General features: G+C 58.1%; 25 protein-coding genes and 3 pseudogenes. 12 read left to right on the top strand and 16 right to left on the bottom strand.

Going from position 1 to position 24402, the window contains the following annotated elements; genetic code table 11:
* Positions 1 to 513: 513 nt before the first annotated feature.
* The 4 genes from CCX46_RS05160 (at position 514) to CCX46_RS05140 (ending at position 5934) form a co-directional block, all read left to right on the top strand.
* Complete coding sequence (locus tag CCX46_RS05160) at positions 514 to 2004, top strand: leucyl aminopeptidase (protein WP_127925936.1); 1491 nt, start codon at positions 514 to 516, stop codon at positions 2002 to 2004.
* 57 nt (positions 2005 to 2061) lie between these two features.
* Positions 2062 to 2490 (top strand): DNA polymerase III subunit chi, encoded by a 429-nt coding sequence (locus CCX46_RS05155; RefSeq protein WP_127925935.1) that lies wholly within the window; start codon positions 2062 to 2064, stop codon positions 2488 to 2490.
* An 8-nt stretch (positions 2491 to 2498) separates the two neighbouring features.
* Entirely contained in the window at positions 2499 to 2894 is a 396-nt protein-coding gene (locus tag CCX46_RS05150) for a DNA polymerase III subunit chi (RefSeq protein WP_127925934.1), read from the top strand.
* Between the two features lie 193 nt (positions 2895 to 3087).
* A complete protein-coding gene (locus CCX46_RS05140; RefSeq protein WP_127925933.1) occupies positions 3088 to 5934 on the top strand; it encodes a valine--tRNA ligase in 2847 nt (948 codons plus the stop codon).
* A gap of 224 nt (positions 5935 to 6158) precedes the next feature.
* On the opposite strand, the pseudogene CCX46_RS05135 reads toward CCX46_RS05140, so the two are convergent.
* From CCX46_RS05135 to CCX46_RS05125, 3 genes and pseudogenes are all read right to left on the bottom strand, one after another.
* Positions 6159 to 6383 (bottom strand): annotated as a pseudogene (locus tag CCX46_RS05135) (IS4 family transposase); the annotation flags it as partial.
* Positions 6376 to 6474, bottom strand: a complete 99-nt coding sequence (locus CCX46_RS31115; RefSeq protein ID WP_127925931.1) for a transposase domain-containing protein — start codon at positions 6472 to 6474, stop codon at positions 6376 to 6378. The gene CCX46_RS31115 and the pseudogene CCX46_RS05135, both read right to left, overlap by 8 nt.
* Before the next feature lie 173 nt (positions 6475 to 6647).
* The gene (locus tag CCX46_RS05125) at positions 6648 to 7055 is read right to left on the bottom strand and encodes a hypothetical protein (protein ID WP_127925930.1); all 408 of its coding nucleotides are present in this window, start codon (positions 7053 to 7055) and stop codon (positions 6648 to 6650) included.
* A 210-nt stretch (positions 7056 to 7265) separates the two neighbouring features.
* Between CCX46_RS05125 and rlmF the strand changes: the two genes are divergently transcribed.
* Positions 7266 to 8285, top strand: a complete 1020-nt coding sequence (gene rlmF, locus CCX46_RS05120) for a 23S rRNA (adenine(1618)-N(6))-methyltransferase RlmF (protein ID WP_127925929.1) — start codon at positions 7266 to 7268, stop codon at positions 8283 to 8285.
* Between the two features lie 193 nt (positions 8286 to 8478).
* Here the strand turns inward: rlmF and CCX46_RS05115 are convergent, their stop codons facing one another.
* Positions 8479 to 8760, bottom strand: coding sequence for an HU family DNA-binding protein (locus tag CCX46_RS05115; protein ID WP_003221909.1), 282 nt, complete (start codon positions 8758 to 8760; stop codon positions 8479 to 8481).
* A gap of 395 nt (positions 8761 to 9155) precedes the next feature.
* Between CCX46_RS05115 and yejK the strand changes: the two genes are divergently transcribed.
* Together yejK and CCX46_RS05105 are read left to right on the top strand one after the other, a co-directional pair.
* Complete coding sequence (yejK, locus tag CCX46_RS05110; protein WP_127925928.1) at positions 9156 to 10160, top strand: nucleoid-associated protein YejK; 1005 nt, start codon at positions 9156 to 9158, stop codon at positions 10158 to 10160.
* The gene (locus CCX46_RS05105) at positions 10160 to 10510 is read left to right on the top strand and encodes a glutaredoxin family protein (RefSeq protein ID WP_127925927.1); all 351 of its coding nucleotides are present in this window, start codon (positions 10160 to 10162) and stop codon (positions 10508 to 10510) included. Before yejK ends, CCX46_RS05105 begins: the two co-directional genes overlap by 1 nt.
* Before the next feature lie 102 nt (positions 10511 to 10612).
* Here the strand turns inward: CCX46_RS05105 and CCX46_RS05100 are convergent, their stop codons facing one another.
* Positions 10613 to 11548, bottom strand: a complete 936-nt coding sequence (locus tag CCX46_RS05100) for a glutathione S-transferase family protein (RefSeq protein ID WP_123451880.1) — start codon at positions 11546 to 11548, stop codon at positions 10613 to 10615.
* A 533-nt stretch (positions 11549 to 12081) separates the two neighbouring features.
* Between CCX46_RS05100 and CCX46_RS05095 the strand changes: the two genes are divergently transcribed.
* Positions 12082 to 12465 carry a DUF6124 family protein gene (locus tag CCX46_RS05095; protein WP_127925926.1) on the top strand — a complete coding sequence of 128 codons (384 nt, stop codon included), beginning with the start codon at positions 12082 to 12084 and terminating at the stop codon, positions 12463 to 12465.
* 33 nt (positions 12466 to 12498) lie between these two features.
* On the opposite strand, the pseudogene CCX46_RS05090 reads toward CCX46_RS05095, so the two are convergent.
* The 7 genes and pseudogenes from CCX46_RS05090 to CCX46_RS05060 form a co-directional block, all read right to left on the bottom strand.
* A pseudogene (locus tag CCX46_RS05090) lies at positions 12499 to 12756 on the bottom strand (ogr/Delta-like zinc finger family protein).
* A gap of 159 nt (positions 12757 to 12915) precedes the next feature.
* Complete coding sequence (locus CCX46_RS05085; protein ID WP_127925925.1) at positions 12916 to 13143, bottom strand: hypothetical protein; 228 nt, start codon at positions 13141 to 13143, stop codon at positions 12916 to 12918.
* Between the two features lie 158 nt (positions 13144 to 13301).
* Positions 13302 to 13529, bottom strand: a pseudogene (locus tag CCX46_RS30800) (phage portal protein); the annotation flags it as partial.
* Positions 13530 to 13537: 8 nt separating this feature from the next.
* Entirely contained in the window at positions 13538 to 13840 is a 303-nt protein-coding gene (locus CCX46_RS05075; protein ID WP_008083651.1) for a GIY-YIG nuclease family protein, read from the bottom strand.
* Positions 13841 to 13879: 39 nt separating this feature from the next.
* Positions 13880 to 14350: a nuclear transport factor 2 family protein gene (locus tag CCX46_RS05070; protein ID WP_007909058.1), complete on the bottom strand. Its 471-nt coding sequence runs from the start codon at positions 14348 to 14350 to the stop codon at positions 13880 to 13882.
* Between the two features lie 209 nt (positions 14351 to 14559).
* Positions 14560 to 15864 (bottom strand): CynX/NimT family MFS transporter, encoded by a 1305-nt coding sequence (locus tag CCX46_RS05065; protein ID WP_127925924.1) that lies wholly within the window; start codon positions 15862 to 15864, stop codon positions 14560 to 14562.
* On the bottom strand, positions 15854 to 16513 hold the full coding sequence (locus CCX46_RS05060; RefSeq protein ID WP_127925923.1) for a FadR/GntR family transcriptional regulator: 660 nt from the start codon (positions 16511 to 16513) through the stop codon (positions 15854 to 15856). The genes CCX46_RS05065 and CCX46_RS05060 overlap by 11 nt, the downstream gene beginning before the upstream one ends.
* Positions 16514 to 16679: 166 nt before the next feature.
* Here CCX46_RS05060 and CCX46_RS05055 point away from each other — a divergent pair, with 166 nt between their 5' ends.
* Complete coding sequence (locus CCX46_RS05055; RefSeq protein WP_127925922.1) at positions 16680 to 16991, top strand: type II toxin-antitoxin system MqsR family toxin; 312 nt, start codon at positions 16680 to 16682, stop codon at positions 16989 to 16991.
* Positions 16988 to 17476, top strand: a complete 489-nt coding sequence (locus CCX46_RS05050; RefSeq protein WP_034154577.1) for a type II toxin-antitoxin system MqsA family antitoxin — start codon at positions 16988 to 16990, stop codon at positions 17474 to 17476. The genes CCX46_RS05055 and CCX46_RS05050 overlap by 4 nt, the downstream gene beginning before the upstream one ends.
* 53 nt (positions 17477 to 17529) lie before the next feature.
* Here the strand turns inward: CCX46_RS05050 and CCX46_RS05045 are convergent, their stop codons facing one another.
* The 4 genes from CCX46_RS05045 to CCX46_RS05030 all read right to left on the bottom strand — a co-directional run bounded on the left by CCX46_RS05045 (position 17530) and on the right by CCX46_RS05030 (position 21690).
* A complete protein-coding gene (locus tag CCX46_RS05045; protein WP_038357653.1) occupies positions 17530 to 18294 on the bottom strand; it encodes an amino acid ABC transporter ATP-binding protein in 765 nt (254 codons plus the stop codon).
* Between the two features lie 11 nt (positions 18295 to 18305).
* The gene (locus CCX46_RS05040) at positions 18306 to 19400 is read right to left on the bottom strand and encodes an amino acid ABC transporter permease (protein ID WP_007949911.1); all 1095 of its coding nucleotides are present in this window, start codon (positions 19398 to 19400) and stop codon (positions 18306 to 18308) included.
* A gap of 10 nt (positions 19401 to 19410) precedes the next feature.
* Positions 19411 to 20592 carry an amino acid ABC transporter permease gene (locus tag CCX46_RS05035; protein WP_007914329.1) on the bottom strand — a complete coding sequence of 394 codons (1182 nt, stop codon included), beginning with the start codon at positions 20590 to 20592 and terminating at the stop codon, positions 19411 to 19413.
* 66 nt (positions 20593 to 20658) lie between these two features.
* Positions 20659 to 21690 (bottom strand): amino acid ABC transporter substrate-binding protein, encoded by a 1032-nt coding sequence (locus tag CCX46_RS05030; RefSeq protein ID WP_127925921.1) that lies wholly within the window; start codon positions 21688 to 21690, stop codon positions 20659 to 20661.
* A gap of 468 nt (positions 21691 to 22158) precedes the next feature.
* Here CCX46_RS05030 and CCX46_RS05025 point away from each other — a divergent pair, with 468 nt between their 5' ends.
* Both CCX46_RS05025 and rhlB read left to right on the top strand, forming a co-directional pair.
* The gene (locus tag CCX46_RS05025; RefSeq protein WP_127925920.1) at positions 22159 to 22815 is read left to right on the top strand and encodes an alpha/beta hydrolase; all 657 of its coding nucleotides are present in this window, start codon (positions 22159 to 22161) and stop codon (positions 22813 to 22815) included.
* Between the two features lie 97 nt (positions 22816 to 22912).
* Positions 22913 to 24391 (top strand): ATP-dependent RNA helicase RhlB, encoded by a 1479-nt coding sequence (gene rhlB, locus CCX46_RS05020; protein ID WP_127925919.1) that lies wholly within the window; start codon positions 22913 to 22915, stop codon positions 24389 to 24391.
* Positions 24392 to 24402 lie beyond the last annotated feature (11 nt).

The following is a 24402-nucleotide window of genomic DNA, read 5'->3' as shown; positions in this document are numbered from 1 at the left end:
AACGCAGAGCCGTCGAAAAAAGATGCGGCATTATCCTGTGATTGGGGGCGCCTGTCACTGCGCACACTCATCCATCGTTGTAATCCTTTGCAGATCGTACAACCTAGGGGGCGTTCTCAATTAGTTTTCACACCGCGCCGGGTCTGCTGTTGTGCAGGGCAAGGCGCGAGAAGCGTGGTTTGGTCATTCCAAATAAGCTTCGAGCAACGCAGCCCTGCACAACAGCAGGCCCGGCCCTTCGGGTTGTGCCTTAAAGCCGGCCAGTCTGCGTTGCAGGCCTTGGAAAGGGAACAACCATTCCCAGCGGCCTGCGCCTTGCCTGGCTGACTTTAAGGCGACAACGCGGCGTGGAAACTAATTGAGAACGCCCCCTAGGGTTGTCAGGTGCGGGGAGCGGGGTTCAAACTGCGGCCCTTGTCGCAGGCTTTGGCCTGCGCCTCTTCTATCTATAAGCAGGCGACTGCGGACACCGTCGAACGCCTGCGTGTTGACCATTCATTCAGGGATCCGGACATGGAACTGGTTGTAAAAAGCGTTAGCCCAGAAACGTTGAAAACCGCCACCCTGGTGGTTGCCGTCGGCGAAGGCCGCAAACTCGGCGTCGCCGCCAAACAGGTCGACGAACTCAGCGGTGGCGCGATCAGCGCCGTGCTCAAGCGTGGCGATCTGGCCGGCAAGGTTGGCCAGAGCCTGTTGCTGCACAGCCTGCCGAACCTCAAAGCCGAACGCGTGCTGCTGGTCGGCGTGGGCAAGGACGAAGAACTGGGCGACCGTCCGTTCCGCAAAATCGTTGCCGGCATCCTCAACACCCTCAAGGGTCTGGGTGGCAGCGACGCCGTGCTGGCGCTGGATGAAGTCATTGTCAAAAATCGTGACAGCTACGGCAAAACCCGCCTGCTGGCGGAAACTCTGGTGGACGGCGAATACACCTTCGACCAGTTCAAGAGCCAGAAAGCCGAACCGCGCGCGCTGAAGAAAATCACCCTGCTGACCATCAAGGCCGCGCAAGCCGAAGTGCAGCGCGCCGTGAACCACGCGACCGCGATCGCCAATGGCATGGCCTTCACCCGCGACCTGGGCAACCTGCCGCCGAACATCTGCCACCCGACGTTCCTCGGTGAACAAGCCAAGAATCTGGGCAAAGAATTCAAGGATCTGAAAGTCGAAGTCCTCGACGAGAAGAAGATCAAATCCCTCGGTATGGGCTCGTTCTACGCCGTCGGCCAAGGCAGCGAGCAACCGCCGCGCCTGATCGTGATGCAGTACAACGGTGGCAAGAAATCCGAGAAGCCGTACGCACTGGTCGGTAAAGGCATCACCTTCGACACCGGCGGTATCAGCCTGAAGCCAGGCGCCGGCATGGACGAAATGAAATACGACATGGGCGGCGCGGCCTCCGTGTTCGGCACCCTGCGTGCCGTGCTTGAACTGAAACTGCCGATCAACCTGGTGTGCATCCTCGCCTGCGCCGAGAACATGCCGAGCGGCAATGCAACCCGTCCGGGCGACATCGTCACCACCATGAGCGGCCAGACCGTGGAAATCCTCAACACCGACGCCGAAGGCCGTCTGGTGCTGTGCGACGCGCTGACCTATTCCGAGCGCTTCAAGCCGCAGGCAGTGATCGACATTGCCACCCTGACCGGCGCTTGCGTCGTTGCCTTGGGCGCCCACACCTCGGGCCTGCTGGGCAACAACGACGAACTGATCGGCCAACTGCTCAGCGCCGGCAAAGCCGCTGACGACCGCGCCTGGCAACTGCCGCTGTTCGACGAGTACCAAGAGCAACTGGACAGCCCGTTTGCCGACATCGCCAACATTGGCGGGCCGAAAGCCGGCACCATCACCGCCGCGTGCTTCCTGTCGCGCTTCACCAAGAACCTCAACTGGGCGCATCTGGACATCGCGGGCACCGCATGGACCAGCGGCGGCAAGGACAAAGGTGCAACCGGCCGTCCGGTGCCTCTGCTGACCCAGTACCTGCTGGATCGCGCCAAAGCCTGAACCCGCTGACGGGCGGCGTCACTTTCGGGTGACGCCGCTTGCTGCCCTGGAACCGCAATGACCAAAGTCGACTTCTATATCCTGCCCAGCGCCGACCCTTCGGCTCGTCTGGACTTTGCCTGCAAGCTCACCGAGAAAGCCTGGCGCATGGGCCACCGCATCTACCTGCATTGCAGCGACGCGGCTCAGCGTGACGATCTTGATGCGCGCCTGTGGGCATTCAAGGGCGAAACCTTCGTGCCGCATGGCCCGGCCGACAGCGAACCGGACGGTTTGATTGTGTTGGGATTGGGTGAGGACTGCGGTCAGCATCAGGATTTGCTGGTCAATCTCGACCTGAAAGTCCCGGGCTTCGCCAGCAAATTCGCCCGAGTGGCGGAAGTGGTGGTGGAAGATCCGACGATTCGAGCGGCCGCGCGGGAGAGTTTCCGTTTCTACCGCGAACAGGGCTATCCTCTGCAAGACCACCGTTTACAGCGACTCTGAGCATTCCAATGGACACTCCGAAACCGCAACAAAAGTCCGCGCACCTGTTGGATGATCTTGAATCGATCCGCCAGTTACTCGGCGATGACAACCTGCAACCACCGCTGTTGACCGACACCGTCGACGACGGTGAACAGGAACAGATTCCGATGTTGTTTGATTCGGTCGGCGCCGAACCCGCCGCTGTCGAACCACCACCCGCGCCAGCTCCGACACCCGCCGCACCACCGGCTGCGACCGCCGCTAAAGGCCCGGACGCCCTGCTCCACCTCGACAGCGAACTGCGCGCCGCCGCGCAATTGATCATGCAAGACGTGATCGACGACTTCGCGCCGCACATCGAAACCGAAATCAAACGCCGCCTCGATGCGCGCATGGAACGGCTCCTCAGCCAGTACGAATAACGCGCCCCGTGTAGGAGTTGCCGCAGGCTGCGATCTTTCGATCTTGTTTTTAAAAACCAAAGTCAAGGGATCGCAGCCTTCTGCAGCTCCTACATTTAGATCCCCTCCGGGCCCGCCCCGCTCGCCCTCGGCCCCATGCCCCGCTATACTCGTCGGCTTTTCCTGAATTAATGCCAATAGGGTCCCGCCGCGCATGGATAAGACCTACCAGCCGCACGCCATTGAAACTTCCTGGTACAACACCTGGGAGTCCGAGAACTACTTCGCCCCGCAAGGCGCGGGCGACTCCTACACCATCATGATCCCGCCGCCGAACGTCACCGGCAGCCTGCACATGGGTCACGGTTTCAACAACGCGATCATGGACGCCCTGATCCGTTTCCGCCGCATGCAGGGTCGCAATACCCTGTGGCAGCCGGGCACCGACCACGCCGGCATCGCTACGCAAATGCTGGTGGAGCGTCAACTGGAAGCCACCGGCCAGAATCGTCACGATCTGGGCCGCGAGAAATTCCTCGAGAAGGTCTGGGAGTGGAAGGATCAATCCGGCGGCAACATCAGCCGTCAGATCCGCCGCCTCGGCTCGTCCGTCGACTGGAGCCGCGAGCGCTTCACCATGGACGACGGTCTCTCGGAAGCGGTCAAAGAAGCCTTCGTGCGCCTGCACGAAGACGGCCTGATCTACCGCGGCAAGCGTCTGGTCAACTGGGACACCAAGCTGCACACGGCGATTTCCGACCTCGAAGTGGAAAACCACGACGAGAAAGGTTTCCTGTGGAACCTGAAGTACCCGTTGGCCGACGGCGCGAAAACCGCTGATGGCAACGATTTCCTGATTGTCGCGACCACCCGTCCGGAAACCATGCTCGGCGACTCCGCCGTTGCGGTGAACCCGAACGACGAGCGCTACCAGGCCCTGATCGGCAAGTTTGTCGAGCTGCCACTGGTTGGCCGCCGCATCCCGATCATCGCCGACGATTACTGCGATCCTGAATTCGGCACCGGTTGCGTGAAAATCACCCCGGCCCACGATTTCAACGACTACGAAGTCGGCAAGCGCCACAACCTGCCGCTGCTGAATATCTTCGACAAGAATGCCAACGTGCTGCCGGCAGCCCAGGTGTTCAACCTCGACGGCACGCTGAACGACAGCATCGACGGCGCGATTCCAGCTGAGTACGCCGGTCTTGAGCGTTTCGAAGCGCGTAAGCAAATCGTTGCTGCGTTCGACGCCGCCGGCCTGCTGGTCAGCGTCAACGACCACGGCCTGAAAGTACCGAAAGGCGACCGCTCCGGCACCATCATCGAGCCGTGGTTGACCGACCAGTGGTACGTGTCGACCAAGCCTTTGGCCGAGCCTGCAATTGCCGCCGTTGAAGACGGTCGCATCCAGTTCGTACCGAAGCAGTACGAAAACATGTACTTCTCGTGGATGCGCGACATCCAGGACTGGTGCATCAGCCGCCAGCTGTGGTGGGGCCACCGGATTCCAGCCTGGTACGACGAGTCGGGCAAGGTCTATGTAGGTCGCGACGAAGCCGAAGTGCGTGCCAAGCACAACCTGGGTCCGGACGTTGCACTGCAACAGGACAACGACGTACTCGACACCTGGTTCAGTTCTGGTCTGTGGACGTTCTCCACCCTGGGCTGGCCTGAGCAGACCGAGTTCCTGAAGAAATTCCACTCCACCGACGTACTGGTGACGGGCTTCGACATCATTTTCTTCTGGGTTGCCCGGATGATCATGCTGACCATGCACCTGATCAAGAACGAAGACGGCACGCCACAAGTTCCGTTCAAGACCGTTTATGTGCACGGTCTGGTGCGCGATGGCCAGGGCCAGAAGATGTCCAAGTCCAAGGGCAACGTCCTGGACCCGCTGGACATCATCGACGGTATCGAGCTGGAAGACCTGGTGCAGAAGCGCACCTCCGGCCTGATGCAGCCGAAACTGGCGAAGAAGATCGAGAAGCAGACCCGCGACGAGTTCGCCGATGGCATCGCCAGCTACGGCACCGACGCCCTGCGCTTCACCTTCTGCTCGCTGGCCTCGACCGGTCGCGACATCAAGTTCGACATGGGCCGCGTTGAAGGCTATCGCAACTTCTGCAACAAGATCTGGAACGCCGCGCGTTATGTTCTGGACAAGGGCGAAGACTGCGGCCAGAACGGCGAAGCCTACGAGCTGTCGCTGGCAGATCGCTGGATCATCTCGCAGTTGCAACGCACCGAAGCCGAAGTGACCCGTCAACTCGATCAGTTCCGTTTCGACCTGGCGGCGCAAGCGCTGTACGAGTTCATCTGGAACCAGTACTGCGACTGGTACCTGGAATTGTCCAAGCCAGTGCTGTGGGACGAGAACGCGCCGGTTGAACGTCAGCGTGGTACTCGCCGTACGCTGGTACGCGTACTGGAAGTGGCGCTGCGTCTGGCGCACCCGTTCATGCCGTTCATCACTGAAGAAATCTGGCAGCGCATTGCGCCGCTGGCCGGCATTCAGGGCAAGACGATCATGCTGCAAGCGTGGCCAGTGGCCAACGAAGAGCGCATTGATCCGGCCGCCGAAGACGACATTGAATGGCTCAAGGAACTGATGCTCGGCACACGTAACATCCGTGGCGAAATGAACATCGGCCCGGGCAAGCCACTGCCGATCTACCTGAAGAACGTCAGCGCTGAAGACCAGCGCCGCCTGACCGAGAACGAAGCGCTGCTGAAGAAACTGGCGCGTCTGGAATCGATCACCGTTCTACAGGCTGGTGAAGAAGCACCGCTGTCCGCCACTGCTCTGGTTGGCGAGATGGAAGTGCTGGTGCCGATGGCCGGCCTGATCGACAAGGGCGCCGAGCTGGCACGCCTGGACAAGGAAATCCTGCGTCTGCAGGGCGAAGTCCAGCGGGTTGGCGGCAAACTGTCCAACGCCGGTTTCGTCGACAAGGCCCCGGCCGAAGTCATCGAGAAGGAACGCGCCAAACTGGCCGAGGCTGAACAAGCCCTGGGCAAACTGGCCGAGCAGCATGCGCGGATTGCCAGCCTGTAACGGCAAATCGCTTTAAAAAGGGCGGCTACAAAGGCCTAATGCCAGTCAGTTAAGCTGACTGGCATTTTTTTTGATCGGATACTTCGGTGATTTCAGCCGAATCGCCCGAGGATATGCGCGCTCCTCACGTCGATGCGGCAGCACGTAGTGCGGCGCTGAAGCATGCCGTTCGGCCAAAATTATTGGCAATGTTCCCGGAGCGGTCGACGGAGACGCCCATCGGATGGGAAATGCAGCGGATCGGCCATCGACGTCAAAATCTGACAGACCTTGCCCTTGACGGTTTTGCTCAGGAGTCTTGCGGTCAGGCGTTCTGGTAATCCCGGCCATTGCTTGCGGGCCTGCGGCGAATTGCTTAACGAGACCACCGCATCCTGACGTCCCAAACGCTGAATAACTTCGTACTGCGTCCCTTTGCGTAACGGCATCAGCCAATGCCGCTCAGTGCCTTTCCAAGGGCAACCGCCGCTTGCGCAGGGTTGCTAAGCCGGCCTGTTCCAGTGCCTGCTCGACCAGTGCAGGATCGAGCAAAGAATCCACCCCTCAATGGCGCTAGGGGTAGAGGCGATGTTGTGGGTCAGTTCCAATGCCCGAGCGAGACGCATAAAAAAATCCAATGCCGGTTACAGGCATCGGATTTTGATTTCTTGCGGCCAAAGGTCAAGCAAAGAGGCTTAACTGATCGGCATCAGGCCTGATGGCCTGCTTCTTTCTCAATCTGTTACCTCATCACAGAAATCACCTGACGGGTATATCAAGTAAACCCTAAGACTTGCGTCAATAATTCCAGCACCATTAATCGTATAGGAGGCCTTCCCCCAGCCACTCCGGATAGGTTTCAGGTGCTGAAAATAATCGCCTATCTTCACGACAAATCCTTTCTCGCGATCATCTTCGGTTACGAAATGAGTCACGGAATTCAATGTTCCCTTAACAGGTTTCGTTGACTCTTTGTCTTCGAACCCCTCCCAGGAAATATTCAATACCGCGCCGACCTGTACATCTCTGAGGGGGCCGATTGCAACTTTTAATCCCTGCATGGGATTCGAGTTGCAATTGAGATATGGCTGATTAGGGTCAACGTCGAGATCTGCATCCGGAAATGTGATTGCGCCAGTCATGATGGCTTCCTTGTGTCATTGGATTTTATTTGCACTGGTTTGTGCAAATTCAGTAAACAAGGAGCGAAAGCGCCTTACAACTGTCAGAAATGACAGTTATTCATATGATTTAGCTATATAAAAGAACATCCACCAACATTACGGACTGGCTTGTTATTAGATGTGGGACAATACCCGCCACTTTCAGCCATACCCGAATCGACCACGCCCATGAACGCCCCCCGCACACCCAAACCTGCGCGCAAGAAGCCTGACACCGCGACCCCGGCCAAGACCGCCGAGCCGCGTGAAAAGGCCAGCCTGCACCCGCGCAATCGCCATCAGGGTCGTTACGACTTCCCGGCGCTGATCAAGACCACGCCGGAACTGGCGAAGTTCGTGATCACCAACCCGTACGGCAAGGAAAGCATCGACTTCGCCAGTCCCGATGCGGTGCGCGTGTTCAACCGGGCGCTGCTCAAGTCGTTTTATGGCATTCAGCATTGGGACATTCCGGCGGACTACCTCTGCCCGCCAGTGCCGGGCCGTGCCGATTACGTGCACTTCCTTGCGGATTTGCTGGCCAGCATGAACGACGGCAAGGTCCCACGCGGCGCGATCGTCAATGTGCTGGACATCGGCATGGGCGCCAACTGCGTGTATCCGCTGATCGGCAATAGCGAATACCGCTGGCACTTCCTCGGTTCGGAGATCGACCCGACGGCCGTGGCTGCCGCCCGAGCCATCGTTCAGTCCAACGATCTGAGCAAGGTCATCCAGTTGCGCCAGCAGGAAAACCGCAAGCACATCCTGATCGGCTTGCTGGAACCGGGTGAGCGCTTTGACCTGACCATGTGCAACCCGCCTTTCCACGCTTCGATGGACGAAGCGACCAAGGGCAGCGAGCGCAAATGGCGTGCACTGGGCAAGGCCGACCCGAAACGCAAACTGCCGGTGCTGAACTTCGGTGGCCAATCGGCCGAGCTGTGGTGTGAGGGCGGTGAAGCGCGCTTCGTGACGCAACTGATCGCTGAGAGCGCGAACTTCCAGCATAAGGTGCTGTGGTTCAGCACGCTGGTGTCGAAAGCCTCGAACCTGCCCGCCATCGAAACCGCACTGAAAAAGGCTGGCGTGCTGGAAAGCCAGGTCGTGGAGATGTCCCAAGGTCAGAAGCAAAGCCGTTTCGTCGCCTGGACCTTCCAGACCAAGTCCGAGCAGCAGATCTGGCGCCGCGAACGCTGGGTTCGCTGACACACAACAGATTCACCTGTGGGAGCGAGCCTGCTCGCGAAAGCGGTAGGTCAGTCGGTATTGAAGGAGACTGAACCACTGCATTCGCGAGCAGGCTCGCTCCCACACTGGCCCTGCGATTCAGCCACCAAATCGCAGACACAAAAAACCGTGCCCGGATCACTCCGGAGCACGGTTTTTTTATCGCTGCGTCTTACTTGTTCACAGCGTCGGTCAGGCCTTTGGCCACAACCAGCTTGATCACTTTCTTCGCAGGGATTTCGATGGCAGCGCCAGTCGAAGGGTTACGGCCAGTGCGGGCAGGACGCTCGGTCACTTTCAGCTTGCCGATACCTGGCAAGGTGATTTCGCCGCCGTTTTCCAGCTGATCGGCAACGATTTGGCCCAGCTGGTCCAGAGCGTTACGCGCGGTGGTTTTCGGCGCGTCGATAGCTTCAGCGATGTCGGCGATCAGTTGGTCTTTAGTAAGAGCCATGTAGTGTTCCTTCCCTATCAAATTCATATGGATTGCAGAGTGCAGTGTCAGCCATCGAGCCCGATCTTCTGGATCTGGCACCCTCGGCGATAACCACGACGAGTCGGGTTATAGATACCGAAATCAGGGTTTGGTTCGACCTGACAAATGCTGATTGCACGCTTAACGCAGTGACTTCGCGTAAGACCGGGCAAAACTAGCACAGAGACGGGGAAATATCCGCCTCTAGCTACCCATTTGGTCAGCTTTATTGCGCTAAATCGGTAAAAAACTGCATATGCGTCAGTGCGCGCCCCGGTTTTGCCCTACAACCCGCGCCAAAACCAGTGGTTGCGGTACACTGGGCGCTTTTTCGGGGGAGCCTGCCCTCCTCCCTTCCAACAGCCGAGAAGCCCATGCCGATCCGTCATTGCATCGTCCACCTGATCGACAAAAAACCCGACGGCACACCCGCAGTTCTGCACGCCCGTGACACGGAACTGGCCGAGTCTGCAGCCATCGAGAACATGCTCGCCGACCTCAACGAGAACTATAACGCCAAACAGGGCAAAGCCTGGGGTCTGTTCCACCCGGAATCCGGTGCATTCCCCTTCAGCGGCTGGCTGAAGGAATACATGGAAGGCGGCAAGGACTTCACCGCGTTCAGCAAGGTCGCGGTCGAGCACCTGCAAAAGTTGATGGAAGAATCGAACCTGTCGGTCGGCGGCCATGTACTGTTCGCCCACTATCAGCAAGGCATGACCGACTACCTGGCCATCGCCCTGCTGCACCATAGCGAAGGCGTGGCGGTGACCGATGAGCTGGACGTGACCCCGTCGCGCCACCTCGACCTCGGCCAACTGCACCTGGCGGCGCGGATCAACGTCTCCGAGTGGCAGAACAACAAGCAGTCCAAGCAGTACATCTCGTTCATCAAGGGCAAGAACGGTAAGAAGGTGTCGGAATACTTCCGCGACTTCATTGGCTGCCAGGAAGGTGTCGACGGCCCGGGCGAGACGCGCACGCTGCTCAAAGCGTTCAGCGACTTCGTCGAGAGCGAAGACCTGCCGGAAGAATCCGCTCGCGAGAAGACCAAAACCCTGGTCGATTACGCCAGCAGCCAGGCCAAACTCGGCGAACCGATGGGTCTGGAAGAGTTGTCCGAGCTGATCGACGAAGAACGCCCGAAAGCCTTCTACGATCACATCCGCAACAAGGATTACGGCCTGTCGCCCGAGATTCCGGCGGACAAACGCACCCTGAATCAATTCCGCCGCTTCACCGGGCGCGCCGAAGGCCTGTCGATCAGCTTTGAAGCGCATCTGCTGGGTTCGAAGATCGAGTACGACGAAGAGGCGGGCACGCTGGTGATCAAAGGCCTGCCAACGTCGCTCACCGATCAGCTGAAGCGCCGTAACTGATGCTCGGCAAAGTGCTGAAGAAGGTTGCGCTGGTTCTGCTGGTGGTCGTGGTCTATCAGAACTGGGGCAAGATCGAGCGGGTGTTCAATCCGTCGCAGATGGTTGCAGAGCAGACGCGGGCCCAAGCCAACGTCGTGCTCTACGCCACCGACTGGTGCGGCTACTGCAAGCAGACCAAACGTTTTCTCGACAGCAAGGGGATTCCCTTCCAGGAGTTCGACATCGAGAAGGATGCCGAGGCGCGCAAGGCGTACGAGGCATTGGGTGGGCGCGGGATTCCGTTGATTGATGTGAACGGTACGTTGATTCGCGGATTTGACCCGGACGAAATCCTCGCCGCCCTGAAGTAACCAATGTGGGAGCGAGCCTGCTCGCGAAGACGGCTGATCATTCAACACTGTTGTTGTCCGACATACCGCTTTCGCGAGCAGGCTCGCTCCCACAATGGAGCTTTAGCGGGCTTCGATACGGAAACCAAAACGCGGAAAGTGCACATGCACCACGCCGCCACGCTCGTCTTCGCGACGAATGATCAACTCTTCGCTACCGGCAAACAGCAACTCACCCACCACCGGATCAACTCCGTAATCGGTCGCGGCGATCGCCACCTGCTGCCCAGCCTTGAAGCCGTTCGGATCTACGAACTGCTCATCCGGCAATGCCGCCGGTGTCGCGTTGCGTGCCACCTCCAGCGCTTCTTCCGAGGTCATCGCGCTCGCCGCGCCATGGCCAAAGCCCAGCACTCGGCCCAACCAGGCTGCAACCGCCGGATACTCATCCACCAGCGGTGCAGTGACGTGAGTCGCTTTCAGGAACCACATGGGATGCGCCAGTGCAAAGTCGGCAATCGACGGTTCGCCGAACAGGAAGTCGCCCTGCTCGCGCTGCAACTGCTGCTCCAGCCGCGCCATGATCGTCGGCCACTGGTGCTTGGCTTGTTCAGCAGACAAACGCGTGGCGCTGCCACCACTGAACAGACCAGCGCGGTCGGCAATAAAAGCTTTGATCGCTTCCGGCGGCAACTTGGCGAAGCGCACCGCCACCGATTCCGGTTGAAACACCAGGCTCACCGCATGTTGAAACACCACCGAGTCAGCCCATGTGGCAAAACTGGCGGCGGTAAACTCCTGACCTTCGGGGAAGAACGCCGGCAACGCCTTTTCCTGCTCCAGACGACGGGCGATCAGCGAGGTGTCGCAATAGATATCAGCGCCAATCTGCAGCACCGGGGTCTTGCGATAGCCACCGGTCAGGGCGGTCAGATCCGGTTTCGGCATCACCGGCGAAATATGCACCGAGCGCCACGACAAGCCTTTGAAGCCCAGCAGCAGGCGGGCCTTCTCGGCAAATGGAGAGGTCGGGTAATGATGCAGAATCAACTCGGACATGCTCGGCTCCGCCGCTCAGATAGTGAGCCAGCAGCTTAGCGTGCATTTGCTTAGCAGCCTACAGATCTGCCTGATGGGAACTGATCAGTCAGATTGATAAGAGCTCTGCCGTGATCGCGGTACCGAGACATGGCATCAGGGCATTGCCTGACAGATAAAGTCTTGGAACTCGTCGGTAATTACACGCTATTTTTATAATTCGTTTAAAGACACTCAGTGTTACGCGCAAAGGCCCACAAATTCTTGCGCCGCTGCCTACGCGTACGCCAGAATCCGCCGGCTTGTGCGCCTTGGACTGGCTGCGTAACTTGGAACCGTCACTGATTTCCAGTGATCGAGCTTAGCGGCTCAGCTAGTCACTACGGTTGCACATGTCTATCCAGTCGGGCATTCGCCTGCACTTGATGGTGGCTGTGCGCATGGCACCTTCGGGTGCGCCGGGTTTTGGTGACTACCGGTCCGCTAACTTGCGCATAGCCGCCACCCTTTCGCTTAGCGGCTTAGGGCTTGCGGCCTCAAAGAGGTTAGTCACCATGTTTAAAGTAACGCCAAACCCACCGGTCATAGACTCGGCAACCATCACCCATCCGACGTCGCCATACGAATCCCCCGATTCGAGAAAACTCAACGAAGCCGCCGAACGCGCACTCGACCATTATTTAGGTCCACCCACGGCCCGGATCATGGACACCCCCTATCAACCCAACCGCCTCTACATGGCCAACCCGCAATCGGACGCCGAATCCCTGTTGGTCGACGCGTGCGAAACCTTGGGATCGGCGAGTGTGATGCTCAATGATTTTGCCGGCCAGTTAGAAGGGCCCCGCCGTAAAACACTGCAAGGCATAGCGCAAATCGTCATGGTGGCCGAGATGGCAGTCAATCAGGTTGTGGATAAATTAGTACCCACTGAGTAAATGAAATTAGTGGCGAGAGGTGTACTCTCGCCACTATAGTAAAGACCTAAGTTGCTCAAATAAATCATGTTGTTTTTTCGCGTGGTAAAGCTCGTAGTCGGTCGAACAGTAGGCGATCAACTGCTTGAGCAGGCGGATTGAGTGTGTGCGTAAAAATGTAAGATTAGTGACCCAAGTATGCCCACATGCAGTCGAACCGCACTGACAGTAAAGTCGAGCGAACTCCAATGAAAGCTCTTCTCGAGAAACAATCCGACCTTTCTCATCACAGGCTTTGCAGTTCACCATCATTTAGACCGACTCAGACGTGACCAAACCTAAATTCTAACACCATTAAATCCACTCCTCGTCAACTTACCCCTAAAGCCTTTAAAAACAGCAGCACACGCTAATTGATAAATGCAAACTCTGCACCCACCGACAAACCAACACTAAAAGACAAGAATACAATCATCTTTTGATAGTTGTCGTTTTTTCTATTGAGGACGCGCTGTAAGTTCCAACTCCACGCGCGCTAAGCTGAATATCATCATAAACAACCGTGGCCATGTTTCGCGCCCAGTCGAGACGAACCTTAACTATTGGAGTAGACACCCCATAGTCTTTCGCAAACTTATCCCTAACGGACACCTCCGTATCAACTGTTTTCACGATCGGAAACTCTGCTGTCTTCGACATTTTGAAGCTCCTAAGCACTAGCCAGTTAAATTAAAGTCTTAGTATTGGTAAGACTGGAGCCTTTAGCCTGTCATTAAAAGAAGATCAAAACCACTGTCAAACCTGACAGGTCTTTAGTTGATTTTGCGATTTAAATTTCTATTAATATAATTGATTTACTATAAATCCGACCAATAAATTTGCCTGTCATGTCGCAGAGATCTGTTCATCTGCTTGAACAACTGGCTAATCGGTCGTATCTAATTATTTATATAAACCCGATCTATTTTCTCGATATCACCAAACCCCGCCGCATTCTCTGGCATCCCCCCCAGCGCTGCGTTCATTCGCCACGCCGCGATCACGTCATTGCGCGTGATGTTCTTGATGCGCTCGAACTCGTCTTTTGTTGCAATCAGTCAGACTGATAAGACGCGACCAGACATTCCTTGGCGCTCTTGCGCAGCTTTTTGATCAGCCGCTCCTGGCGCAGCGCATCGCTTTTATCGCGACACAACTCGGTATAGACCAGCGCCATTGCCGGGCTGGAGAGGAAGAACCGCGCGCCTTTGCCGCTTTGATGCTTGGCGAAACGGCGCACCGGATCATCGCTGATCCCGCAGTACAACGAACCATTGGCGGCGCGAACGAGGTAGACGAACCAGGACTTGCTCACCGGTTCGGCGACATCGACAGATTTTTCGCTAAGACTGGTCACTTCGGGATCAAGACGTGTAGGAAACAGGCGGCGATCTTATCAGCGACCGGCCTGAAATGCCTTCAGTCCCTTCAATGCCTGTGCACGCACGGCGTTGCGCACCAACGGCGTCCAGCCCAGCAGCAGGCCCTTGAAACCCAGCGCCTGACGCGACCAGCGCCACAGGTCGAAGTGATCGTGGTGCTCGCAGATCTTGCCGTCACGGAACACGAAGCGGGCCTGGATATCGTTGACCACGACGTTGCCGGTCTGGCTGAACAGGTAGGTCGCGACCCAATGCGCGCCGCCGCTGCGCTCATCGGCGCGGACGTTGTCGAAGGTCAGGGAGAAGTCCTTGGCGCGAGTGGTGAGCATGCGCCACATGTCGCCGGCATCGCGCCCGCGCAGTTCACCGAAGGCCGGATCGCTGAACACTACGTCATCGGTGTAGCAGGCGGCCATGGCTTCGGCATCGAGGCGCTGGAAGGCCTGGTAGAAGCGGGTGATCAACGCGGCGTGGGCTTCGCTCATGGGCAATCTCCAAAATAGGTACAGATTGCCAGCACGATAATCTGCAATGCGCAGAAACACTATCGGCATTCGCACACCGAATACCTGCAGCACGCAAAACCCATGTGGGAGCGAGCCTGCTCGCGAAAGCGGCGTGTCAGTCGACACAGATATTGAATGTAAAATCGCCTTCGCGAGCAGGCTCGCTCCCACATTTAAAATCAGTGCATTCAGATTTTTTCGCTTTGCACTTGCACGTACAGCGCACGCCCGGCGCCAAGCCCGGCGATGATCGCACCAGTACCGATGATGCCAAAGATCCAGCCCACCGCATTCCAACCGCCGGTCCAGTCATGCACCACGCCGACCGCAAACGGCCCCATGGACGCGAGGGTGTAACCGAAGCCCTGAGACATGCTCGACAGGTTCGCCGCGACATGGGAATCCCGCGAGCGCAGCACGATCAGCGTCAACGCCAGACTGAACGTACCGCCCTGCCCCAGACCCAGCAGAATCGCCCAGCCCCACAGGCCTTCGATCGGCGCATACAGGCAACCGAACAGACCGCCGAGGGTCAGTGCCATAACCACAACGATTGCCAGACGCTGATCCTTGCCACGCGTGGCCAGCCATGGCGCGGCCAACGAGCTGGCCAGTTGAATGATCACCGAACCGGACAACACCAGACCGGCCTGAGTCGGTGTCAGTCCACGCCCAATCAGAATCGACGGCAACCAGCCGAAGACGATGTAGGCCAGCGACGATTGCAGGCCCATGTACAAGGTCACCTGCCAGGCCAGCGGATCACGCAGCAGACCGCGCACGCGATAGGCGACATTGTGCGCGCCATGTTTCTGCCCGACTTGCGGCAGCCAGAACACCGCTGCAACCAATGCCGGAATCACCCAGAAGCCCAGGCCCATCGCCCAACTGCCACCAAAATGCTCACTCAACGGCACGCTGGAACCGGCCGCCATCGCCGCGCCCAGACACAACGCCATGGTGTAGACGCCCGTCATGGTGCCGGCGTGTTTGGCGAAGTCGCGTTTGACGATTCCCGGCAACAGAACACCGATGATGCCGATGCTCGCGCCACCCAATACGCTGCCGGCGAACAAGCCGATCTCACCGAAGTTGCTGCGCAAAATGATACCGCCGGCCAACGCCAACAAAATCCCCAGCACCACCCGCTCAGCGCCAAAACGTCGCGCCAGAATAGGCGCCAAGGGTGCAAACAAACCGAGGCAAAGCACCGGCAACGTGGTCAGCAGACCGGCCTGAGCCGCCGACAAGCCGAGGCTTTTGGATACGTCGCTGAGCAGCGGCGCCATGCTCGACAGCGCCGGGCGCAAATTCAGCGCCACCAGAATCAGACCCAGCAGCAACAACCACGGCCGGCGCACCAGCGGATGGCTTTGTTGCACTTGTTCGTCATCGGCCTCGGCGTCGATCAGCAGTTCTTCAAGTTCTGCCGTGCGCTTGGGGGTTGTGGATATCTCGTTGCGGGACATGGATTTTTCGGTTTCAAGGTTCATTGATCAACTGCCTCGACAGGGCTTTGGCCCGTTCCGGGTCGCTTTGCTCGACCGCATCGAGCAACGCGATGTGCAGGTCGAACACTTCCTGACGGCGCGGGACGATGTTCAGGGTCTGGCGCAATTGCGCGCCGACGATGCTGGAGAAATAGCGATACAGCTCGCTGAGGGTCGGGTTGTGCGCGGCGTCGACCAAACGGCGGTGAAACACCAGATCGCAAGCAATGTAGGTGTCGAGATCGCCGTGGTAGTGACTGCCGCTGGTGCCGAGCGCCTCGCGCAATGCGACGAGGTCTTCTTCGGTACGACGTAACGCCGCCAGGCCGATGGCCTCGACTTCGAGGATGTGGCGGGTTTCCCGTGCCTGTTCCAGCGAGCATTGCGACAGCGCTTTCAGGGTATCCATCGGATCGACCACTGCGCGCAGGTAACTGCCATCGCCCTGACGAATCTCGATCAGTCCGGAAAACGCCAGCACGCGCATGGCTTCGCGCACGGTGTTGCGGCTGATGCCCAACTCGGCGCAGAGCTCGGGTTCTGTCGGCAATCGCTCGCCGACCTGCCAGGCACCGCTGTTGATGCGCTGACGAAGTTGATCCAGGGCCTGATCGACCAGGGATCGTTTGATGAGTGGAGAAATGTCTGACATAGGATTCGCCCTTTCATCCAATCATAGGATGAATTTTCTGACATGTTAGTCAGACCCGTGTAGGACGGCAACCACCTAGGGTCAATCGGAGACACATGAAGCGGTATTTTCGATTGGTGAAAATTACCCTTTAAGGGTAATTTCAGGGACAGGGTTTTGGTTTCTTATGGAAAAGAACACACCCCATTATGAGCTGGCGGTGATCAAGGCTGAGGTGAGGCGGTTAGGTCAAAAAGCTTTCACCAAAGCTTCGGTCAAATCAGCGGAGAAGCTCGGCTTCAACCTCAGCGAAATGCTAGAGATCGTTTTCGAGCTACAAACCAGGATGTTGTACAAATCGATGACTACTTATGACGATCATCGAATCTGGCAAGACGGGTATCACATCAATTCACGAGATCAGGAGATTTACATCAAGGTGACCTACCGCCCCGGCGGCAGCCCACCGGTAATCTCCTTCAAGGAGAAAAACCCATGAAAACCCAGCAATGTGTCAGCTGCGGTGCACGTGAGGGAATGAGGCATTTCCAGGGTCGCGGAGAAACCCTGAGTGTCAAAGGCATGGAGCGCCGAGTAGACGATTTATCTGGTTGGGAGTGCCAGAAGTGCGGTGAAGTGGAATGGGATTTCGACACCGATAGTGCTGAGCGTTATTGTGATGCCGGTGACGAGCTGGTTCTCGCTGGCAGACAAATGATCGGCGCCGAGATGAAACGTATTCGACGCAAATTGCACCTGACGCAGAAAGAGACGGTGCAACTGCTCTCTGGTGGCGGGCATAACGCATTCTCTCGCTACGAACGCGGCGAGTTACTTCCACCCAAAGCATTGGTGCTGCTGATGCGTCTATTGGATCGTCATCCCTACATGCTCGTCGATATCCAGACCTTGGCTGAAGGCGCAGACCTGCGAGGTTTCACGCACACCGTACACAAGGAACACGAAACCCTCACCGTTTCCTGACCCACAAAAAAACAAACCCGGCACAAGGCCGGGTTTGATTTACACACAAACCATCAATGCAAAATCTGACTCAAGAACAACTTCGTCCGCTCATTCTGCGGGTTATCGAAGAAGTCATTCGGCGCCGCCTGTTCAACGATCTCACCCTTGTCCATGAAGATCACACGGTTCGCCACAGTCCGGGCAAAGCCCATTTCGTGAGTCACGCAAAGCATGGTCATGCCGTCTTCAGCCAGACCGATCATGGTGTCGAGCACTTCCTTCACCATCTCCGGATCGAGCGCTGAAGTCGGTTCATCGAACAGCATGATTTTCGGCTTCATGCACAGGGCACGGGCGATTGCCACACGCTGTTGCTGACCGCCGGACAATTGCCCCGGGAATTTATGCGCCTGCTCTGGAATGCGTACGCGTTCCAGGTAATGCATGGCGATTTCCTCGGCCTTGCGCTTGGGCATCTTGCGTACCCACATCGGTGCCAGGGTGCAGTTCTGCAAAATGGTCAGGTGCGGGAACAGGTTGAAGTGCTGGAACACCATGCCGACTTCGCGGCGGATCGCTTCGATCTGCTTGAGGTCGTTGGTCAGTTCCACGCCGTCGACGACGATGCGGCCCTGCTGGTGTTCTTCCAGACGATTGAGGCAACGAATCGTGGTCGACTTGCCGGAACCCGACGGCCCGCACAGGACGATACGCTCGCCCTGTTTGACGTTGAGGTTGATGTCTTTGAGCACGTGGAACTGGCCGTACCACTTGTTGACGCCCTGCATCTGAATAATGCCTTCAGGACCTGCAGGCTTTTTGATTGCTTCACTCATTTACACAACTCCTAACGCTTGTGGCCAGTGTCGAGCTTGCGTTCCAGATGCATGGAATAGCGCGACATACCAAAACAGAAAATCCAGAACACCAGGGCGGCGAACACGTAGCCTTCGGTGGCCATGCCCAGCCATTTCGGATCGGCAGCGGCTTGCTTGACGCTGTTGAGCAGGTCAAAGAGGCCGATGATGATCACCAGACTGGTGTCCTTGAACAGCGCAATGAAGGTGTTGACGATGCCGGGAATCACCAGCTTCAGGGCTTGCGGCAGAATCACCAGGCCCATCGAGCGCCAGTAACCGAGGCCCATCGCCGCAGCCGCTTCGTACTGACCTTTGGGAATCGCTTGCAGACCGCCGCGCACCACTTCGGCGACATAGGCCGACTGGAACAGGATCACGCCGATCAGTGCCCGCAGCAGCTTGTCGAAGTTCATGCCTTCCGGCAGGAACAGCGGCAGCATCACCGAAGACATGAACAGCACCGTGATCAACGGCACGCCGCGCCAGAATTCGATGAAGGTCACGCAGACCACACGAATCGCCGGCATGTTCGAGCGTCGACCCAGCGCCAGCACAATCCCCAGCGGCAACGCACCGGCAATACCGACTGTGGCGATCACCAGAGTCAGCATCAGGCCGCCCCACTGGCTGGTCGCCACCGGGGTCAGACCGAAACCGCCGTGCAGCAGGGTGAAAGCAATGATCGGGTACAACACCAGGAAGCTCAGCCCGTAGATCGCTTTACGCGGCACACGCGAGATGAACAATGGCGCCGCGCCGATCACCGCCAGCCACACGGTCAGGTCGACGCGCCAGCGCAGTTCCGTCGGGTAATAGCCGTACATGAACTGGCCGAAACGCTGCTGAATGAACACCCAGCAGGCGCCCTCCTTGGTGCAGTCGGCGCGGGTGGTGCCGACCCAGTTGGCATCGACAATCGCCCAACTGAGGATCGGAGGCACCACGAGGTAGATCAGGTAAAACGCAAACAGCGTCAGCAGGGTGTTGAGCCAGCTGGAGAACATGTTCGCGCGCATCCACGCCACCACACCGATGCTGCTGTTCGGTGGGGGCATGTCGGGTTTGAAAGTATGAGTACTCATGCGCTTTTCCTTACCGCTCGATCAGCGCAATGCGCTTGTTGTACCAGTTCATCAGCAGGGAAATGCTGATACTGATCGCCAGGTACACGCTCATGGTGATGGCAATCACTTCGATCGCCTGACCGGTCTGGTTAAGCACCGTGCCGGCGAACAGCGACACCATTTCCGGGTAACCGATACCGGCCGCCAGCGAAGAGTTTTTCGCCAGGTTGAGGTATTGGCTGGTCAGTGGCGGAATGATCACGCGCAGGGCTTGCGGAATGATCACCTTGCGCAGGGTCGGGCCGTTGCGCAGGCCGAGGGAACGCGCCGCCTCAGTCTGGCCATGGCTGACCGACTTGATCCCGGAACGCACGATCTCGGCGATGAACGCCGCGGTGTACACGGTCAGGGCCAGGGTCAAGGCAAGCAGTTCCGGGATCAGCACCCAGCCGCCAACAAAGTTGAAGCCTTTGAGCTCGGGCATTTCCCAGTGCAGCGGTGCGCCAAAGATCAGTGCGCACAAGGTCGGAATCACCAGCAGAATCGCCAGGCCGACCCAGAACTTGTGAAACGGCACGCCGGTTTCTTCAAAGCGCTTGTTGGCCCAGCGCGTCATCAGCACGATACCGACGATGGCGACCACGATGCTGATCACGAACGCCCAGAACCCGTCCGCAGCCAATGCGGCCGGCATGTTCAGGCCACGGCTGCTGACGAAAAAGGTGTCGCCGAAGTTGTGGCTGTTGCGCGGCCCCGGCATGGTCAGGAACACCGCGAAGTACCAGAACAGGATTTGCAGCAGCGGCGGAATGTTGCGGAACACTTCCACATACACCGTCGCCAGTTTACTGATGATCCAGTTCTGCGACAGCCGCGCTACACCGATGATGAAACCGAGGATCGTCGCCAGAACCACGCCAATCACAGTCACCAACAGGGTGTTGAGCAGACCGATGACAAACACACGGGCATAGCTGTCCGCTTCCGTGTAGTCGATCAGGTGTTGAGCGATGCCGAACCCGGCACTGCGCTCCAGAAAGCCGAAACCGGAGGTAATGCCCCGGTGCTGAAGGTTGGTTTGCGTGTTGTCGAACAGGTACCAGCCCAGCGAGACCACCGCCACAACGGTGATGATCTGGAATAGCCACGCACGCACTCGTGGATCGCTGAGGCTGAGCCTCTGCTTTGGTGCGCCGATTGAATTTTGCATGAAGTGCCCCGGAAAAAATGGAACAAGAACATCACCCGGCGGTTGGCCCGCCGGGCGATAGAACCATTAGCGCACTGGTGGTGCGTACTGAATGCCGCCGTTGTTCCACAGGGCGTTCAAGCCGCGGTCGATTTCCAGCGGAGTGCTCTTGCCGAGGTTTTTCTCGAAGATTTCGCCGTAGTTGCCGACTTGTTTGACGATCTGCACCACCCAGTCTTTCGGCAGCTTCAGGTCTTTGCCGTACTCGCCGTCAGCGCCGAGCATACGGGCGACGTCCGGGTTCTTGGTCGACTTGGCTTCCGCTTCGACGTTCTTCGAAGTGATACCGGCTTCTTCGGTGTTGAGCAGCGCGTAGCCTACCCAACGGACGATGGCCAGCCACTCGTCGTCGCCATTACGTACGACCGGGCCCAGCGGTTCTTTGGAAATGGTTTCCGGCAGAACCACGTAGTCCTTCGGCGAAGCCAGCTTGCTGCGCTGGGCGAACAGCTGGGACTTGTCGGAGGTCAGCACGTCGCAACGACCGGATTCCAGCGACTTGGCGCTTTCATCGGAGGTGTCGAAAGTGATCGGGGTGTATTTCAGACCGTTGCCACGGAAGTAGTCGGAAACGTTCAGCTCGGTGGTGGTACCGGCCTGGATGCAGATGGTTGCACCGTCCAGCTCTTTGGCACTTTTCACGCCCAGCTTGTTGTTTACCAGGAAGCCGATGCCGTCGTAGTAGGTAATGAAGCCCGGGAATTTCAGGCCCATGCCCGCGTCACGGGAACTGGTCATGGTGGTGTTGCGCGACAGGATGTCGATCTCGCCCGATTGCAGCGCGGTGAAGCGCTCTTTGGCGTTCAACTGACTGAATTTGACTTTGGTCGCATCGCCGAAGACGGCAGCGGCCACAGCGCGGCAGACGTCAGCGTCGATCCCGAGGATCTTGCCGGTCGCGTCCGGTACCGAGAAGCCCGGCAGACCGTCGCTCACGCCACACTGCACGAAACCTTTCTTCTTCACGCCATCCAGGGTTGCACCCGCCTGAGCGAACCCGCTGACGCCGAGAACTGTTGCTGCAGTCACGATCGCCAGAGTGGATTTCAACATCTTCATTCAAACCTCCAGTTTTGCTCTTGTTGTGTCGGAGCTTGAGTCCAGTCGCACCCTTTTGAGGCGTTGTTGACCCGTGTTGGCTTTTTTTGGGGTCAACCGACGTAAGACCTTCGCTATGAGTCTAGTAGGAGAAAATCCACATCATGGACAACTCACTTCTCACCAATCGGCCGAACGGGCTGTAGCCCTTTCACGTTCGCTGCGCCCGTAGCGGCCATTGGCGAACATCCATCACCGGATTCTTTGCCATCCCGTCGCGGGTCGTACACTGATAGTGTTACCGCCACGCATAGGATGCTTCGTACAGAACCTTCCATAGCAAAGCCCGTACCACACCTGTCGCGGAATCGATTCGGCGACAGGTCAATAGCAAAACTTGTAACCTTGCGACATCTTCTTAACGGATCAACCGGACGCGCACTCGAACCACGCACTTAATGAGAGCGCCCGCACATTTTTGGAGCAGACATGACCGAGCCCTTGATTCTTCAGCCTGTTAAGCCCGCAGATGCCTGCGTGATCTGGCTGCACGGCCTCGGCGCCGATCGCTACGACTTTCTGCCGGTGGCCGAGGCGCTGCAGGAAAGCCTGCTGAGCACGCGCTTCGTGCTGCCGCAGGCGCCCACACTTCCAGTGACGATAAATGGCGGATATGCCATGCCGAGCTGGTACGACATTAAAGCCATGAGTCCGGCGCGGGCGATTGACCGTGACCAGCTGGAAGCGTCGGCGGATCGCATCATCGAATTGATCGAAAACCAGCGCGCCAGCGGAATAGACGCTTCGCGGATTTTCCTCGCCGGGTTTTCCCAGGGTGGCGCGGTCGTATTGCACACCGCATTTGTGAAATGGCAGGGGCCGTTGGGTGGCGTGCTGGCGTTGTCGACGTATGCGCCGACCTTCAGTGACGAGATGGAGCTTTTAGCCAGTCAACAGCGGATTCCTGCGCTGTGCCTGCACGGCCAGTTCGATGGCGTGGTGCAAAACTCGATGGGCCGCAGTGCCTACGAGCATTTGGTGAAGCATGGTGTCACCGTGACATGGCAGGAATACCCAATGGAGCACGAAGTGTTACCCGAGGAAATTCGCGACATCGGTGTCTGGTTGAGCGAGCGCCTGCGCTAAGCGGCGAGATTAAAATCGCCCTTTGATCCCTCCCCCTACGCCGCGCCCGTTTCTTGCATTACACTGGCCGGCGTACATTCCTTAACCAATTGATGAGATGACCGTGCTCAAAGCACTCAAGAAGATGTTCGGTAAAAGCGAGGCTGAGCAGCTCGCGCCAGTTCCCAGTGCGCCGTCGCACGCCCCCGGTCATCGCACCGATGCCCCACAGGCCGACCGCCCCGCTCCCGTAGCGGCACCGAAGCAGCCACCCAAACCTGCACCGGCCGCACCCGTCGCCGCCGAACCTGCCCGCAGCGAAGCGCCGAAACCGGTCAAGCCACGCCGCGAACCGAAGCCCAAGGCGCCGGTCATTGCGTGGAAACTCGAAGACTTTGTCGTCGAGCCACAGGAAGGCAAAACCCGCTTCCACGATTTCAAGCTGTCTCCAGAACTGATGCACGCCATCCAGGATCTGGGCTTCCCGTATTGCACGCCGATCCAGGCGCAGGTGCTGGGCTTCACCCTCGCCGGCAAAGACGCCATTGGCCGCGCGCAGACCGGCACCGGTAAAACCGCCGCGTTTCTGATTTCGATCATCACCCAGTTGCTGCAAACTCCGCCGCCGAAAGAACGCTACATGGGTGAACCCCGTGCGCTGATCATCGCGCCGACCCGTGAGCTGGTTGTGCAGATCGCCAAGGACGCCGCCGACCTGACCAAGTACACCGGCCTCAACGTCATGACGTTTGTTGGCGGCATGGACTTCGACAAGCAACTCAAGCACCTCGAAGCGCGCCATTGCGACATCCTCGTTGCCACCCCGGGCCGTCTGCTCGACTTCAACCAACGCGGCGACGTGCACCTGGACATGGTCGAAGTGATGGTGCTGGACGAAGCCGACCGCATGCTCGACATGGGCTTCATCCCGCAAGTACGGCAGATCATTCGCCAGACCCCGCCGAAGTCCGAACGCCAGACCCTGCTGTTCTCCGCGACCTTCACCGAAGACGTGATGAACCTCGCCAAGCAGTGGACCACCGATCCTGCGATCGTCGAAATCGAAATCACCAACGTGGCCAACGAAAACGTCGAGCAGCACATCTATGCGGTGGCCGGTGCCGACAAATACAAACTGCTCTACAACCTGGTCAACGATAACGGCTGGGAACGTGTGATCGTGTTTGCCAACCGCAAGGACGAAGTGCGTCGCATCGAAGAGCGTCTGGTGCGCGACGGCATTAACGCTGCGCAACTGTCCGGCGATGTGCCGCAACACAAACGCATAAAGACCCTGGAAGGTTTCCGCGAAGGCAAGATTCGCGTACTGGTCGCCACCGATGTGGCCGGTCGCGGCATCCACATCGACGGCATCAGCCACGTGATCAACTTCACCCTGCCGGAAGTCCCGGACGACTACGTGCACCGCATCGGCCGGACCGGTCGTGCTGGCGCCGATGGCGTATCGATCAGCTTCGCCGGTGAGGACGACTCCTACCAGTTGCCGTCCATCGAAGAAAAGCTCGGTCGCAAGATCAGCTGTGAAACGCCGCCGACGCATCTGTTGCGTGCGGTTGAGCGCAAGCGTCCGCAGTAAACGACGTTTAA

Origin of the sequence: Pseudomonas sp. RU47 (genome assembly GCF_004011755.1) — a bacterium.
Lineage (GTDB): Bacteria > Pseudomonadota > Gammaproteobacteria > Pseudomonadales > Pseudomonadaceae > Aquipseudomonas.
The sequence above is the reverse complement of the archived record's forward strand: the minus strand, read 5'-3'. Positions and strand labels throughout refer to the sequence as shown.